Below are 14,952 nucleotides of genomic sequence, written 5' to 3' on the forward strand. Positions count from 1 at the left end.
GCCCCTGATTAGCGGGAGCGAGGCCATCATGCCTTCGCTTTTTTGTATCGTCAAACGTTTTGTAGTGCTTTTTTTCAAGCACTACATCTTTGGTCTAATACGACTAATCAGTCAGTTTTCGGTGGTTTAGTCCAAAGTATCGACTTTAACCCGCAGGGTCATGTCGTCCCGTCCCTGAGTCGAGTAGCTGCGGGTCTGGCCCTGTTTATCGGCCTGTGTCTGGCGATTTACGCCAGCCAGGGTGATCCACTCGCCAACCCGGCCCGTGACAGTTGTGTCGGTACTTTGCACATTCACTACATCGAGACGTTCCTGGCTTATGCGGTCACGATTGGTGCTGATCGCCAAGTGAACGATGTCGCCGGTGACGCTGGCGGTGACGTAGAAACCCTGGGTGACGTTACGGTATTCGGTCTGGCTTCGCAGGTCGCCGTAAGCGTCGGTCTGAGTGCTGGTCAGCGGTACGCTCTGGCCGACCTGGATCAGGGCTGGTGCGCCTTCGCTGGCCTGAACCTGTTGGATTCCGCCATCACGGCTGTCGGTGCTGCGATTGATGATGCGGGTTTGATTCGGTTTGGCACCGTTCACCGAATAACCCTGATCGCCCTGGAAGTTGTTTTCGTTGGTGTCGACGGTGATCAGCAGGCGTTTGGGTTGGGTGTCGAGTTGCGCAATCAGGGCTTTAAGTTCGTCGATCTTGCGTTGATCGGCATTTACGATCAGTTGGTTGCCGTAGGCGCTGACCTGGCCATCCTTACCGATGAAATCCTGAGCCATCGGCAGCATGTCGGCGCTGGTGTGGTAGTTCAGGGGCACGATCTCGGTGGCGGCTATAACCGAAAAACTGCAGGCCATCAGCAGCGTGGTGAGCAGGGTGCGTAGGGACATATCCGTTATCTCCGACATCTTGAAGTGTTGATATTGCCAGTTTGTCGGCCCGGCGTGGGGCAAGTTGAATCGTAGACAGCAAAACGCCCCGGCATCGGTTGATGGCGGGGCGTGATCGTTCCCACGCTCCGCGTGGGAATGCAGCCTGTGACGCTCCGCGTCACTTGCCGCGATGGGCGCGGAGCGTCCCGAGAGGCATTCCCACGCGGAGCGTGGGAACGATCAGTCTCAAGCGGAATGCCGCACCATGTCCACATGCGGAATCCCTGCTTCCAGGAATTCCTCACTGACCAGGCTGAAGCCCAAGCGCTCATAGAACGCCGTGGCTTGTACCTGTGCGCTCAGCATCTGCTGCTTCAGGCCGCGCTTCTCGGCTTCACCGATCACCGCTTGCATCAGCGCATCGCCGACTTTCAAGCCGCGCCAGTCTTTGAGCACCGACACCCGGCCGACGTGGCCGTCGGGCAGCAGGCGAGCGGTGCCAATCGGAAAGTCGCCTTCGAAGGCCAGAAAATGCACCGCTGTTGCGTCATCAGCATCCCATTCCAGCTCGGGCGGAACGGATTGCTCGGCGATGAACACCGTCTCACGAATGCGCCGGATCTCGGCGTTGTCCTTTTGCCAGTCTGCGACACGAACGTGAATTTTATTCATCAGCAAACCCCAGGCTTCCTTGCTTAACCAGTTCACACAGCAGGCCGCGACCGTCTTCGTCGCTCAGCCAGTCGCCGAGGTTGTCGGTGTGCAGCGCGTCTGCGGCGCAAATCAACTTCAGCAGCTCGCGCAATTTGCCCGGCAGGTAACGGCTCTGGCCGCTGGCGAACAGCAGCAGGTCGTCATCGACTTCGGACCAGGCCATGCGCGCGCTCGGGTTGCGGATCAGTACTGCGCCTTGCTCAAGGCTGGCGAGCAGGTCGTCTTCTTCGATCTCTTCCGGTCCCACCACCAGTTCCGGGTAGCGCGGCTCGGTCATGAACTGGCCGAACCAGGTCAGCAGCAGACGTTCGTCGCTCATGTGCTCGGCAAGCAGGCCTTTCAAGCGATCAAGGGCGTCGTGCTGGATCTGATGTGGATCAGCCGCAGGCAGGGCGTCGGCATCGGTGTAACGCTCTTCGTCTGGCAGGAACTGGCTGAGGAAGTCGGTGAAGTGGGTCAGCACTTCAGCGGCGCTCGGCGCGCGGAAACCTACCGAGTAGGTCAGGCAGTCATCAACGGCAACGCCGCAATGGGCCAGGCGCGGCGGCAGGTAGAGCATGTCGCCCGGTTCCAGGACCCATTCGTCGGTGGCCTCGAAGTCGGCGAGGATGCGCAGGTCGGCGTGTTGCAGCAGCTTGCTCTCGGAATCGCACATCTGGCCGATTTTCCAGTTGCGCTTGCCGTGACCTTGCAGAAGGAATACGTCGTAGTTGTCGAAGTGAGGGCCGACGCTACCACCCGGGGCGGCGAAGCTGATCATCACATCGTCGATGCGCCAGCTCGGCAGGAAGCGGAAGTTTTCCAGCAGCTCAGCGACTTCCGGTACGAATTGGTCGACCGCTTGAACCAGCAGCGTCCAGTCGCGTTCCGGCAATTTGCTGAATTCGTCTTCGGCGAACGGCCCGCGGCGCAATTCCCAAGGGCGCTCGCCGTGCTCGATCACCAGGCGCGATTCGACTTCTTCTTCCAGCGCCAGGCCGGCCAGTTCGTCGGCGTCGATTGGGCTTTCGAATTCAGGAATCGCCTGGCGGATCAGCAGGGGTTTTTTCTGCCAGTAGTCGCGCAGGAATTCGCGCGCCGTGATGCCGCCCAGAAGTTGAAGAGGAATGTCAGGATTCATGTGTAACCTATTGAAAAAAAGCACTTTTCAGACGGGAATAAAAACGCCCGGCGCTGCCGGGCGTCTCAAACGGGTAAAGCGGTCGATCAGATGCGCTTGGCTTGCTCTACAGCGTTACCGATGTAGTTCGCCGGGGTGAGCAATTTCAGCTCGGCCTTGGCCGCGGCTGGCATGTCCAAGCCGTCGATGAAAGTTTGCAGTGCTTCAGGGCCGATGCCCTTGCCACGGGTCAACTCTTTCAGTTTTTCGTACGGGTTTTCGATGTTGTAGCGGCGCATGACGGTCTGGATCGGCTCAGCCAATACTTCCCAGCACGCATCCAGGTCAGCAGCAATTTTCTGAGCGTTGAGCTCCAGTTTGCTGATGCCTTTGAGGCTTGCTTCGTACGCGATCACGCTGTGGGCGAAGCCGACACCGAGGTTGCGCAGTACGGTGGAGTCGGTCAGGTCACGCTGCCAGCGGGAAATCGGCAGCTTGCTCGCCAGGTGCTGGAAAAGCGCGTTGGCGATACCCAGGTTGCCTTCGGAGTTTTCGAAGTCGATAGGGTTGACCTTGTGCGGCATGGTCGACGAACCGATTTCGCCAGCGATGGTGCGCTGTTTGAAATAACCCAGGGAAATATAGCCCCAGATGTCGCGGTCAAAGTCGATCAGGATGGTGTTGAAGCGCGCGATCGCGTCGAACAGTTCGGCGATGTAGTCGTGCGGTTCGATCTGCGTGGTGTACGGGTTGAAGCCCAGGCCCAGCTCGTCTTCGATGAAGGCGCGGGCATTTTCTTCCCAGTCGATCTCAGGGTAAGCCGAGAGGTGCGCGTTGTAGTTGCCGACAGCGCCGTTGATCTTGCCCAGCAGCGGAACGGCAGCGACTTGGGCGATTTGACGCTCCAGACGGTAAACCACGTTCGCCAGCTCTTTGCCCAGGGTGGTCGGCGAAGCCGGTTGACCGTGGGTGCGCGACAGCATCGGCACGTCAGCGAAACGGATGGCCAGTTCGCGGATGGCTTCGGCAGTCTGGCGCATCAGCGGCAGCATCACGTCATCACGGCCTTCGCGCAGCATCAGGGCGTGGGACAGGTTGTTGATGTCCTCGCTGGTGCAGGCAAAGTGGATGAATTCGCTGACCTTGGCCAGTTCTGGCAGCTTGGCCGCTTGCTCTTTGAGCAGGTACTCAATGGCTTTTACGTCGTGGTTGGTGGTGCGCTCGATCTCTTTGACACGCTCGGCGTGCTCCAGAGCGAAGTTTTCCGCCAAGGTATTCAGCACCGCGTTGGCTTCGGCGGAGAACGCCGGCACTTCGCTGATGCCAGGATGAGCGGCCAGGCGCTGGAGCCAGCGCACTTCAACCAGAACGCGAGCACGGATCAAGCCGTACTCGCTGAAAATTGGGCGCAGGGCCTGGGTTTTGCCGGCGTAGCGGCCGTCAACAGGGGAAACCGCAGTGAGCGAAGAAAGCTGCATGGGGTGTTCTCGGACAGTCGGGCAACGAAATGGGGCGCGTATCATACATGAAAAAATCCGCCGGTCCGTTGCCAACTGACCAGCGTCTTACGCGTTACAAATTACAAAAGGTCTTGCGAGCGCGGTTCAGCTGCTGCGCATCAGCGGGTAAAGCTCTTTCAGCAATTTGCGACGGCTGATCACCAACTGCCAGCGATGACCGCCCAACTGCCGCCACAGGCGCGCCGATCGAATCCCGGCCAGCAACAGGGCGCGGATTTTCGAAGCGTTGCTCGGTTGCTGCAGGTTGCGCATGTCGCCATGGACCTGAATGCGTTGGCGCAAGGTGCTCAAGGTGTCCTGGTACAGCGCGCCGCAGGCCGCAATCACGTTTTCGTGAGCCGGGCCGAAGTGCTCGACCTGGGACTGAATCTGCGGCAAGCGCTTGCCGATCTCATCCAGCATATCGTTGCGCTTGGCCAGTTGACGCTCCAGACCGAGCATCGCCAGGGCGTAACGCAGCGGTTCGCGCTGAAGGGTGCTCGGGTCGCGTTCAAGGGCGCCGATCAATGCGCGATAGCCTTCACGCAGATTGATGTCGTCGCCGCCGTAGACTTCCAGGGTGTCCTTGGGGTCACGAATCAGCAGGCTACCGAGCATGCAGGTCAGGCCGGCCTCGGTGGTCTGGCCGGTCTTGGCGATCTTGTCGACCAGCACGGCGGCGAGGAATACGCCGCCCAGTGCCGTCAGTTGCTCCTGAGTCGGGCTCATTGCTGCTCGCCTTGAGGAGTGCCCTTGCTCGTCCACGGTTCCGCAATTTCGATCACGCCGCCGCCGAGGCAGATTTCACCGTCGTAGAACACCACGGACTGGCCCGGGGTGACCGCGCGTTGCGGGTCATCGAAGGTGGCGCGGTAGCCGGTGGCGGTTTTCTCCAGCGTGCAGGGTTGATCGCTTTGGCGATAACGGACTTTGGCGGTCAACTTGCGCGGCTCGGTCAGATCAATCGGGTTGACCCAGTACATGTCTGAAGCGAGCAGGGCGCGGGAGAACAGATACGGATGATCATTGCCCTGGCCAACGATCAGTTCGTTGTTCTCAAGGTCTTTGATCAGTACGTACCACGGCTCGTCACCCGCGTCTTTCAAGCCGCCGATGCCGAGGCCCTGGCGCTGACCGATGGTGTGATACATCAAGCCGTGGTGACGGCCGATGACTTCACCTTCGGTGGTCTTGATCTCGCCGGGCTGGGCCGGCAGGTATTGCTTGAGGAAGTCGCTGAAGCGGCGCTCGCCGATAAAGCAGATTCCGGTGGAATCCTTTTTCTTCGCGGTGGCCAGATCATGTTTCTCGGCAATCGCGCGCACTTCGGGCTTTTCCAGTTCGCCGACCGGGAACAGGGTCTTGGCGATCTGTTCACCGCCGACGGCGTGCAAGAAGTAGCTCTGGTCCTTGTTCGGGTCCAGGCCCTTGAGCAGCTCGGTGCGACCCTCGATATCACGGCGGCGCACGTAGTGGCCGGTGGCGATCAGGTCGGCGCCGAGCATCAGGGCGTAGTCGAGGAACGCCTTGAACTTGATCTCGCGGTTGCAGAGGATGTCCGGGTTCGGCGTGCGACCGGCCTTGTATTCGGCCAGGAAGTGCTCGAACACGTTGTCCCAGTACTCGGCGGCGAAGTTGGCGGTGTGCAGCTTGATGCCAATCTTGTCGCACACAGCCTGAGCGTCCGCCAGGTCATCCATGGCGGTGCAGTATTGCGTTCCATCGTCTTCTTCCCAGTTCTTCATGAACAGGCCTTCCACCTCATAACCCTGCTCGATCAGCAGGAGAGCGGAAACGGAAGAGTCCACGCCGCCGGACATGCCGACAATGACGCGCTTCTTTTGTGTGTCAGAAGGGGCTGGATCACGCATAGGGATTCAATGAGTGTCTTGAAAAAGGACGCGATTCTAACAGGCCCAAGCCTGCAAGGCTAAAGAGAAGGGCGGATCAGTTCGAGACCGAAGTGTTGACCGTCCAGATAATCATCAATACAGCGGATGATCAGCTCACTGCGCCAGTTTGCGCGCTGTGCCAGCAATTCGTCACGCGTCAGCCACTTGGCGCTGACGATGCCGTCGTCCAGTTGATAGTCGGGGTGGTGTTTGATTGGTTTTGCGGTGAAACAGACTCGCTGATACGTCACGCCGTTACTCGGGGCGGTATAGAGGTAAATCCCCACCACGCCCGTCGGCTCGACGTCCCAGCCGGTTTCTTCGAGGGTTTCGCGCACGGCGGCGTCGATCAGGGTTTCGTCCGGGTCGAGGTGGCCGGCGGGCTGGTTGAGTACCGTTCGTCCGCCCTTGAGCTCTTCGACCATCAGGAAACGGCCGTTGTCTTCGACGATGGTGGCGACGGTGATGTGGGGTAGCCAATCCATAATTAAAACCTCCTGTTGAGGGGCGAAAACAGAAACCCCGGCACAGGGCCGGGGCTTCTTTGCATCCTTACAACCTTAAACCAGCGCAGCGATCGCGGCGTTGAAAGTGTTGCTTGGGCGCATGGCCTTGCTGATCAGATCGGCATTGGCGTGGTAGTAACCGCCGATGTCCACTGGCTTGCCCTGAACGGCGTTGAGCTCGGCGACGATGGTCGCTTCGTTCTCGGCCAGGGTCTTGGCCAGTTGGCCGAACTGCGCTTGCAGTGCAACGTCTTCGGCCTGGGCAGCCAGGGCTTGAGCCCAGTACAGCGCCAGGTAGAAGTGGCTGCCGCGGTTGTCGATGTTGCCGACTTTGCGCGATGGCGACTTGTTGTTGTCCAGGAACTGGCCGGTGGCCTGATCCAGGGTCTTGGCCAGAACCAGCGCTTTAGGGTTGTTGTACGTCACACCCAGGTGCTCAAGGGACGCGGCCAGGGCCAGGAACTCCCCCAGGGAATCCCAGCGCAGGAAGTTCTCTTCCAGCAGCTGCTGAACGTGCTTCGGTGCAGAACCGCCAGCGCCGGTTTCGAACAGACCGCCGCCGTTCATCAGTGGAACGATCGACAGCATCTTGGCGCTGGTGCCCAGTTCCATGATCGGGAACAGGTCTGTCAGGTAGTCGCGCAGTACGTTACCGGTCACCGAGATGGTGTTCTTGCCTTCGCGGGTACGGCCCAGGGTGAAGGCCATCGCGTCGACGGGCGACATGATGCGGATGTCCAGGCCTGCGGTGTCGTGATCCTTCAGGTAAGCCTGAACTTTCTCGATCACTACACCGTCGTGGGCGCGCATTGGGTCCAGCCAGAAAATCGCTGGCGTGCTGCTGGCGCGAGCGCGGTTGACCGCCAGTTTGACCCAGTCCTGGATCGGCGCGTCTTTGGTCTGGCACATGCGGAAGATGTCGCCGGCTTCAACCGACTGCTCCAGCAGCGTACGGCCAGCGCCGTCGGAAATCCGAACTACGCCATTTACCTTGACCTGGAAAGTCTTGTCGTGGGAGCCGTATTCTTCAGCTTTTTTCGCCATCAGGCCAACGTTTGGCACGCTGCCCATGGTGGTGGGGTCGAAGGCGCCGTGCAGCTTGCAGTCTTCGATCACCGCCTGGTAGATGGTGGCGTAGCAGCGATCCGGGATCACCGCCTTGGTGTCGTGCAGTTGACCGTCAGTGCCCCACATTTTGCCGGAGTCACGGATCATTGCTGGCATCGAGGCGTCGACGATAACGTCGCTCGGCACGTGCAGGTTGGTGATGCCTTTGTCGGAGTTGACCATGGCCAACGACGGACGAGCGGCGTAGACCGCCTGGATGTCCGCTTCAATCGCAGCTTGCTGCTCAGCTGGCAGGGCTTTGATGCGAGCGTACAGGTCACCGATGCCGTTGTTCAGGTTGAAGCCGATCTGTGCCAGCACGTCAGCGTGCTTGGCCAGTGCATCTTTATAGAACTCGGCAACGATCTGGCCGAACATGATCGGGTCGGAGACCTTCATCATGGTGGCTTTGAGGTGAACCGACAGCAGCACGCCTTTTTGCTTGGCGTCTTCGATCTCGGCAGCGATGAAGCGGCGCAGAGCGTTTTTGCTCATGACTGCGCAATCGAGGATCTCACCGGCTTGCACGGTGGTTTTTTCTTTCAGGACGGTGGTAGTGCCGTCTTGAGCGATCAGTTCGATTTTGACGGCGTCAGCGGCGTCGATCAGGGCAGCTTTTTCGCTGCCGTAGAAATCGCCGGTGCTCATGTGCGCTACGTGGGACTTGGAGTCCGCAGCCCAGGCGCCCATTTTGTGCGGGTGCTTGCGCGCGTAGTTCTTGACCGACAGCGGTGCACGACGATCGGAGTTGCCTTCGCGCAGAACCGGGTTCACGGCGCTGCCCTTGATCTTGTCGTAACGCGATTTGGCAAGCTTGTCGGCGTCGCTGGTCACGGTTTCCGGGTAGTCAGGCAGTGCGAAGCCCTGGGCTTGCAGTTCCTTGATCGCGGCTTGCAGTTGCGGAACCGAGGCGCTGATGTTCGGCAACTTGATGATGTTGGCTTCAGGCGTAACGGCCAGGTCGCCCAGTTCGGCGAGGTGGTCGGCTACGGCTTTGTCACCCAATTGCTCGGGGAAGCTGGCCAGGATGCGCCCTGCAAGAGAGATATCGCGGGTTTCCACGGCGATATCAGCGGAGGCGGTGAAGGCCTCTACGATAGGCAACAGTGAATAGGTGGCGAGGGCGGGAGCTTCGTCGGTGAAGGTATAGATGATCTTCGAGCGGGTGGGCATATTCGGATTAACTCTCTCTTCTTTGCTAAAGCGTGCGCAGAAAAACTCGAGGGGCGCCGGGTAAGCGCGTTCGTTCAAAGTCATCCATGAGCCGAATGTCGAGATTTGTGCGCGGTGATGTTGGGTGCATCAGTCGAGCGTCAAGCGGGTGGACTGCGGTAACAGTCCTGCTTTTTCGGGCTTGGAGTCCTCGTAGTAGAGAGGTCGGCCGTCGTGACTCTGTGGTCAGCGGCCGGCATTATACATAGGTAGCTGGCAATCTGCCGATGGTTCATAAGCAACGAATATCGTCCATTGGTCTAAAGGTCGCAGGGGCGAGCGGGGCGTAGAGTCTTGCACCGTGCTTGAGTTTGGCGCTTTTCCCTTTGCTTTCAGGCTTGTAGGCCGCGAACTGTGCAGCTTTGCGGCAGATGAATGGAACATAGGGTTTGCGTGCCGATTTAACTGGGGTACGCTCGAACGAAGCCAGATGTTCAATCCAAACAATGGAGTTCAGCATGGGATACAAGAAGATTCAGGTTCCAGCAGTCGGCGACAAAATCACCGTCAACGCGGACCATTCTCTCAATGTTCCTAACAACCCGATCATCCCCTTCATCGAAGGTGACGGTATTGGCGTTGATATCAGCCCGGTCATGATCAAGGTTGTCGATGCTGCTGTTAAGAAGGCTTACGGCGGCGAGCGCAAAATTTCCTGGATGGAAGTCTATGCCGGGGAGAAAGCGACTCAGGTTTACGATCAGGATACCTGGCTACCTCAGGAAACCCTGGACGCGGTCAAGGATTACGTTGTTTCGATCAAGGGCCCGCTGACCACGCCGGTCGGCGGCGGTATTCGCTCCCTGAACGTAGCCCTGCGTCAGCAACTCGACCTTTATGTCTGCCTGCGCCCTGTGCGCTGGTTCGAAGGCGTGCCTAGCCCGGTCAAGAAACCAGGCGACGTCGACATGACGATCTTCCGCGAAAACTCGGAAGACATTTATGCCGGTATCGAGTGGAAAGCCGGTTCGGCGGAAGCGACCAAGGTCATCAAGTTCCTTAAAGATGAAATGGGCGTCACCAAGATCCGTTTCGACGAAAACTGCGGTATCGGCATCAAGCCGGTTTCGCTGCAAGGTACCAAGCGTCTGGCGCGCAAGGCGTTGCAGTATGTGGTCGACAACGACCGCGACTCGCTGACCATCGTGCACAAAGGCAACATCATGAAGTTCACCGAAGGTGCCTTCAAGGAATGGGCCTACGAAGTGGCGGCTGAAGAGTTCGGCGCGACCCTGCTCGATGGCGGTCCGTGGATGCAGTTCAAAAACCCGAAAACCGGCAAGAACGTTATCGTCAAAGATGCCATCGCCGACGCCATGCTCCAGCAGATCCTGCTGCGCCCGGCTGAATACGATGTGATCGCGACCTTGAACCTGAACGGCGACTACCTCTCTGACGCCCTGGCGGCGGAAGTGGGTGGTATCGGTATCGCACCGGGTGCCAACCTGTCCGACACCATTGCGATGTTCGAAGCGACCCACGGTACTGCGCCGAAATACGCCGGCAAGGACCAGGTCAACCCGGGCTCCCTGATCCTGTCCGCCGAGATGATGCTGCGTCACATGGGCTGGACCGAAGCGGCTGACCTGATCATCAAGGGCACCAACGGCGCGATTTCCGCCAAGACCGTGACCTATGACTTCCACCGTTTGATGGAAGGCGCGAAGCTGATGTCTTCTTCGGCGTTTGGTGATGCGATGATTTCGCATATGTAAGCGAGTCGGCACAAAAAAACCGCCTTCGGGCGGTTTTTTCATGACTGGATGATCGGTTGCGTCAGCTCGACACCTTTTCGTGGTGAGTGTCAGGAGTGGCTGCTTCGTTCGCGACAGGCGCAGACGTGATCTTCACCGCGTGCAGGCCTTTGGGGCCCTGAACGATCTCGAAGCTTACGGCTTGGCCGGCCTTGAGGGTTTTGTAGCCCTCCATTTCAATGGCCGAATAGTGAGCAAAGAAGTCGATCTCTTTGCCATCCTCGTCGCGACCTTCTCTGGCGTCGGTGTTAATGAAACCGAATCCCTTGGCATTGTTGAACCATTTCACCTTACCGACTGACATACCCATATCCCTCTGCAACAGACTCCATCACTGGAGTATCATCCAGTACATCCGCAGTCAGTTCTTAGAAATAAGATTGACTCCGCGGACCTTTTTTACCCACTGTGGGCTCTATTGGTTGTAACACCGTTTTGCCGATAGTCAAGGTGACCAGGCAGTCGGAGTTGAAATCGACGATGGTCGCCCCCACCACTGTATTTGCACAACTGACGAACCTTTCTTTCCATGCATGCAATCAGCCAGATTCGACTAACATTCAATCAGGATCGCCCGACTCTCCAAAAAGATCATCCGGAGGAACACGACGACGATTCCGCAGGCATTGCTGTTCAGGAGGCCAAGCCTGCTTTACAGGCGCCGCCGATGTACAAGGTGGTTTTGTTCAATGATGACTACACACCGATGGATTTCGTCGTCGAAGTGCTCGAGGTGTTTTTTAACCTGAATCGAGAGCTGGCGACCAAGGTCATGCTGGCCGTCCACACAGAAGGACGGGCAGTATGTGGAGTGTTTACCCGCGACATCGCCGAGACTAAGGCCATGCAGGTCAACCAGTACGCCAGGGAAAGCCAGCATCCGCTGCTCTGTGAAATCGAGAAGGACGGTTAATCGCCGACCACTTGGGTATGAGGTGAAGCTATGTTAAACCGCGAGCTCGAAGTCACCCTCAATCTTGCCTTCAAGGAGGCCCGATCGAAGCGTCATGAGTTTATGACCGTCGAACACCTCCTGCTGGCGCTATTGGACAATGAGGCTGCCGCCACCGTATTGCGTGCCTGCGGCGCAAACCTCGACAAACTCAAGCATGATCTGCAGGAGTTCATCGACTCCACCACGCCATTGATCCCCCTTCATGACGAGGATCGTGAAACCCAGCCAACCCTGGGCTTCCAGCGTGTTCTGCAGCGTGCTGTCTTTCACGTACAGAGCTCGGGCAAACGCGAAGTGACTGGCGCCAACGTACTGGTCGCGATCTTCAGTGAGCAAGAGAGTCAGGCAGTGTTCCTGCTGAAACAGCAGAGCGTTGCGCGCATCGATGTCGTCAACTACATCGCACACGGCATTTCCAAAGTGCCGGGGCATGGCGATCACTCTGAAGGTGAGCAAGATATGCAGGACGACGAGGGCGGTGAGTCTTCATCTTCAGGCAATCCTCTGGATGCTTATGCCAGCAACCTCAATGAACTCGCGCGCCAGGGTCGTATCGATCCATTGGTAGGCCGTGAGCTGGAAGTCGAGCGCGTCGCACAGATCCTGGCGCGTCGTCGCAAAAACAATCCGCTGTTGGTGGGCGAGGCAGGGGTGGGTAAAACCGCGATTGCCGAAGGCTTGGCCAAACGCATTGTCGACAACCAGGTGCCGGACTTGCTGGCCAACAGCGTGGTGTATTCCCTCGATCTGGGCGCTTTGCTGGCCGGAACCAAATACCGTGGGGATTTCGAGAAACGCTTCAAGGCGCTGCTCAATGAGCTGAAAAAACGTCCGCAGGCGATCCTGTTCATCGACGAAATCCACACCATTATCGGTGCGGGTGCCGCGTCGGGTGGCGTCATGGACGCCTCGAACCTGCTCAAGCCGCTGTTGTCGTCGGGTGATATCCGCTGCATCGGTTCGACCACGTTCCAGGAGTTCCGAGGGATCTTCGAGAAGGACCGTGCCTTGGCTCGGCGCTTCCAGAAGGTCGATGTGTCGGAGCCTTCGGTAGAAGACACCATCAGTATCCTGCGCGGCCTGAAAGGGCGTTTTGAAACGCACCATGGCATTGAATACAGCGATGAAGCCCTGCGTGCAGCGGCTGAGCTGGCCTCGCGCTACATCAATGACCGGCACATGCCGGACAAGGCCATCGACGTCATTGACGAGGCGGGCGCCTACCAGCGTCTGCAGCCGATTGAAAAGCGCGTGAAACGCATCGAAGTGCCTCAGGTCGAGGACATCGTTGCGAAAATCGCGCGGATTCCGCCTAAGCACGTCAACAGCTCCGACAGAGAGCTGCTGCGTAACCTTGAGCGAGACCTGAAGCTGACGGTATTTGGTCAGGATGCCGCGATCGACTCGCTGTCGACCGCGATCAAGCTGTCCCGTGCCGGCCTCAAGTCGCCTGACAAGCCCGTCGGTTCGTTCCTGTTCGCAGGGCCTACCGGTGTCGGTAAAACCGAAGCGGCGCGTCAGTTGGCCAAGGCGTTGGGCATCGAACTGGTCCGCTTCGACATGTCCGAGTACATGGAGCGCCACACCGTATCGCGTCTGATCGGTGCGCCTCCGGGCTATGTCGGGTTCGATCAGGGCGGTCTGCTGACTGAAGCGATCACCAAGCAGCCTCACTGCGTGCTGTTGCTCGATGAAATCGAAAAGGCGCATCCGGAAGTCTTTAACCTGCTGCTGCAGGTCATGGATCACGGTACGCTCACCGATAACAACGGGCGCAAAGCGGATTTCCGAAACGTGATCGTCATCATGACGACCAACGCCGGTGCCGAAACGGCAGCGCGCGCTTCGATCGGTTTCACCCATCAGGACCACTCGTCCGATGCGATGGAAGTGATCAAGAAGAGCTTCACGCCGGAGTTTCGTAACCGTCTGGACACCATTATTCAGTTTGGTCGCCTCAGTCATGAGGTTATCAAAAGCGTGGTGGACAAGTTTCTTACCGAGCTTCAGGCGCAGCTGGAAGACAAGCGCGTGCAGTTGGAAGTGACGGACGCGGCGCGCAGCTGGTTGGCGGCGGGTGGCTACGACACGGCAATGGGCGCTCGACCAATGGCGCGTTTGATCCAGGAGAAGATCAAGCGTCCGCTGGCCGAAGAGATTCTCTTTGGCGAATTGGCCGATCATGGTGGGGTGGTTCACATCGATCTCAAGGACGGCGAGCTGACCTTTGACTTCGAGACCACGGCAGAGATGGCCTGACGGTTGCTGATCTGTTGTAACGCGAAAGGCGCCTTCGGGCGCCTTTTTGCTGTTTACGGTTTGGGTGTATATCCGTTGCTGCGGTAACGGCTGCTGGCGGTTTCGCCCTTACGGCAACTCACTTTTTTTTCAAACGCCAAAAAAAAGTAAGCAAAAAAAGGCTCGCCCCGAGCGTCCGGCCCCTCGCTTAGGCTCGGCGTTCCCTCGCTACGGTATCCATCTGGGGGCATCGCCTCCGGTTGGCTTCGCTTCAACCTCCTCTCGATGTGTTCGACTTCGTCGAACGGCGCTGCGCGCCTGCCCCCCAGATGAACACCTCCGCTCGGCCTGCCGAAGGGGCGGGTGGATCAAAATCAAAAGCTGCAGGCGAGCTAACGCTCGGCCTGTTGAGTGGTGAGGGGCGGGTGTACAGCAATGGCCATGTAGCAGCTGCCGTAGGCTGCGATCTTTTGATCTGGCTTTGGCTTTGGCTTTGGCTTTTGATGTTGATCGTGCTTTTGATCTTTCGCCCCTTCGGCAGGCCGAGCGTAGGTGTTCATCAGGGGGGTAGGCGCGTAGCGCCGTGCGGCGAAGCCGCACACATCGAGAGGAGGTCGTCGCGAAGCAGGCCGGAGGCGATGCCCCCTGATGGATACCGTAGCGAGGGAACGCGGAGCTTTAGCGAGGCGCCGTACGCCGGGGCGAAGCCTTTTGGTTCCTTTTTGGCGTTTGAAAAAGGGACTCGCTGTAAGAGCGAAACCGCCAGAAGCCATAGCCGCAGCAACGGATATACACCCAGAACCAAAATAAAACCGCAGACACAAAAACGCCCGGCATAAACCGGGCGTTTTGTATTGACTTGATTAGCGAGCGCGGTAAGTGATGCGCCCTTTGCTCAAGTCATAGGGCGTCAGCTCGACGCGCACCTTGTCACCGGTAAGAATACGGATGTAGTTCTTGCGCATCTTGCCGGAAATATGCGCGGTTACGACGTGCCCATTTTCCAACTCCACACGAAACATGGTGTTGGGCAGGGTGTCGACGACAGTGCCTTCCATTTCGAAGCTGTCTTCTTTCGACATGCAGTAAAGCCCTCGGTGTCCAAT

13 protein-coding genes are annotated in these 14,952 nt (G+C 58.3%); 3 read left to right on the forward strand and 10 right to left on the reverse strand.

Annotation, left to right across the window (positions count from 1 at the left end):
• Window positions 1-126 precede the first annotated feature (126 nt).
• The 8 genes from ACYZTR_RS10930 to ACYZTR_RS10965 form a co-directional block, all read right to left on the reverse strand.
• Window positions 127-888, reverse strand: coding sequence for a secretin N-terminal domain-containing protein (locus tag ACYZTR_RS10930; RefSeq protein ID WP_461978717.1), 762 nt, complete (start codon window positions 886-888; stop codon window positions 127-129).
• Between the two features lie 228 nt (window positions 889-1,116).
• Window positions 1,117-1,542 (reverse strand): GNAT family N-acetyltransferase, encoded by a 426-nt coding sequence (locus ACYZTR_RS10935; RefSeq protein WP_017339601.1) that lies wholly within the window; start codon window positions 1,540-1,542, stop codon window positions 1,117-1,119.
• Entirely contained in the window at window positions 1,535-2,704 is a 1,170-nt protein-coding gene (locus ACYZTR_RS10940; protein ID WP_461978719.1) for a ribosomal protein uL16 3-hydroxylase, read from the reverse strand. Before ACYZTR_RS10940 ends, ACYZTR_RS10935 begins: the two co-directional genes overlap by 8 nt.
• 86 nt (window positions 2,705-2,790) lie before the next feature.
• Entirely contained in the window at window positions 2,791-4,161 is a 1,371-nt protein-coding gene (gene purB / locus ACYZTR_RS10945; protein WP_461978721.1) for an adenylosuccinate lyase, read from the reverse strand.
• A gap of 126 nt (window positions 4,162-4,287) precedes the next feature.
• Window positions 4,288-4,911: a high frequency lysogenization protein HflD gene (hflD, locus tag ACYZTR_RS10950; protein ID WP_347805483.1), complete on the reverse strand. Its 624-nt coding sequence runs from the start codon at window positions 4,909-4,911 to the stop codon at window positions 4,288-4,290.
• On the reverse strand, window positions 4,908-6,053 hold the full coding sequence (mnmA, locus tag ACYZTR_RS10955) for a tRNA 2-thiouridine(34) synthase MnmA (RefSeq protein WP_461978723.1): 1,146 nt from the start codon (window positions 6,051-6,053) through the stop codon (window positions 4,908-4,910). The genes hflD and mnmA overlap by 4 nt, the downstream gene beginning before the upstream one ends.
• 59 nt (window positions 6,054-6,112) lie before the next feature.
• A complete protein-coding gene (locus tag ACYZTR_RS10960) occupies window positions 6,113-6,559 on the reverse strand; it encodes an NUDIX hydrolase (RefSeq protein ID WP_461978725.1) in 447 nt (148 codons plus the stop codon).
• A gap of 75 nt (window positions 6,560-6,634) precedes the next feature.
• Window positions 6,635-8,860, reverse strand: coding sequence for an NADP-dependent isocitrate dehydrogenase (locus ACYZTR_RS10965; protein ID WP_461978727.1), 2,226 nt, complete (start codon window positions 8,858-8,860; stop codon window positions 6,635-6,637).
• Between the two features lie 497 nt (window positions 8,861-9,357).
• Between ACYZTR_RS10965 and icd the strand changes: the two genes are divergently transcribed.
• The gene (icd, locus tag ACYZTR_RS10970; RefSeq protein WP_461978729.1) at window positions 9,358-10,614 is read left to right on the forward strand and encodes an NADP-dependent isocitrate dehydrogenase; all 1,257 of its coding nucleotides are present in this window, start codon (window positions 9,358-9,360) and stop codon (window positions 10,612-10,614) included.
• 61 nt (window positions 10,615-10,675) lie between these two features.
• On the opposite strand, the gene ACYZTR_RS10975 is transcribed toward icd, so the two are convergent.
• On the reverse strand, window positions 10,676-10,957 hold the full coding sequence (locus ACYZTR_RS10975; RefSeq protein WP_461978731.1) for a cold shock domain-containing protein: 282 nt from the start codon (window positions 10,955-10,957) through the stop codon (window positions 10,676-10,678).
• 225 nt (window positions 10,958-11,182) lie between these two features.
• Between ACYZTR_RS10975 and clpS the strand changes: the two genes are divergently transcribed.
• Both clpS and clpA read left to right on the forward strand, forming a co-directional pair.
• Window positions 11,183-11,566, forward strand: a complete 384-nt coding sequence (clpS, locus tag ACYZTR_RS10980; RefSeq protein WP_034146919.1) for an ATP-dependent Clp protease adapter ClpS — start codon at window positions 11,183-11,185, stop codon at window positions 11,564-11,566.
• A gap of 30 nt (window positions 11,567-11,596) precedes the next feature.
• A complete protein-coding gene (clpA, locus tag ACYZTR_RS10985) occupies window positions 11,597-13,867 on the forward strand; it encodes an ATP-dependent Clp protease ATP-binding subunit ClpA (protein WP_461978733.1) in 2,271 nt (756 codons plus the stop codon).
• An 842-nt stretch (window positions 13,868-14,709) separates the two neighbouring features.
• Here the strand turns inward: clpA and infA are convergent.
• Window positions 14,710-14,928, reverse strand: coding sequence for a translation initiation factor IF-1 (gene infA, locus ACYZTR_RS10990; RefSeq protein ID WP_002553999.1), 219 nt, complete (start codon window positions 14,926-14,928; stop codon window positions 14,710-14,712).
• Window positions 14,929-14,952: the final 24 nt, after the last annotated feature.

It is taken from the genome of Pseudomonas sp. Hz4 (assembly GCF_054898165.1).

Coding starts and splice junctions, on each gene's coding strand:
- ACYZTR_RS10930 (WP_461978717.1), bottom strand. CDS start 888: ATGTCCCTACGCACCCTGCTCACCACGCTGCTGATGGCCTGCAGTTTT.
- ACYZTR_RS10935 (WP_017339601.1), bottom strand. CDS start 1,542: ATGAATAAAATTCACGTTCGTGTCGCAGACTGGCAAAAGGACAACGCC.
- ACYZTR_RS10940 (WP_461978719.1), bottom strand. CDS start 2,704: ATGAATCCTGACATTCCTCTTCAACTTCTGGGCGGCATCACGGCGCGC.
- purB (WP_461978721.1), bottom strand. CDS start 4,161: ATGCAGCTTTCTTCGCTCACTGCGGTTTCCCCTGTTGACGGCCGCTAC.
- hflD (WP_347805483.1), bottom strand. CDS start 4,911: ATGAGCCCGACTCAGGAGCAACTGACGGCACTGGGCGGCGTATTCCTC.
- mnmA (WP_461978723.1), bottom strand. CDS start 6,053: ATGCGTGATCCAGCCCCTTCTGACACACAAAAGAAGCGCGTCATTGTC.
- ACYZTR_RS10960 (WP_461978725.1), bottom strand. CDS start 6,559: ATGGATTGGCTACCCCACATCACCGTCGCCACCATCGTCGAAGACAAC.
- ACYZTR_RS10965 (WP_461978727.1), bottom strand. CDS start 8,860: ATGCCCACCCGCTCGAAGATCATCTATACCTTCACCGACGAAGCTCCC.
- icd (WP_461978729.1), top strand. CDS start 9,358: ATGGGATACAAGAAGATTCAGGTTCCAGCAGTCGGCGACAAAATCACC.
- ACYZTR_RS10975 (WP_461978731.1), bottom strand. CDS start 10,957: ATGTCAGTCGGTAAGGTGAAATGGTTCAACAATGCCAAGGGATTCGGT.
- clpS (WP_034146919.1), top strand. CDS start 11,183: ATGCATGCAATCAGCCAGATTCGACTAACATTCAATCAGGATCGCCCG.
- clpA (WP_461978733.1), top strand. CDS start 11,597: ATGTTAAACCGCGAGCTCGAAGTCACCCTCAATCTTGCCTTCAAGGAG.
- infA (WP_002553999.1), bottom strand. CDS start 14,928: ATGTCGAAAGAAGACAGCTTCGAAATGGAAGGCACTGTCGTCGACACC.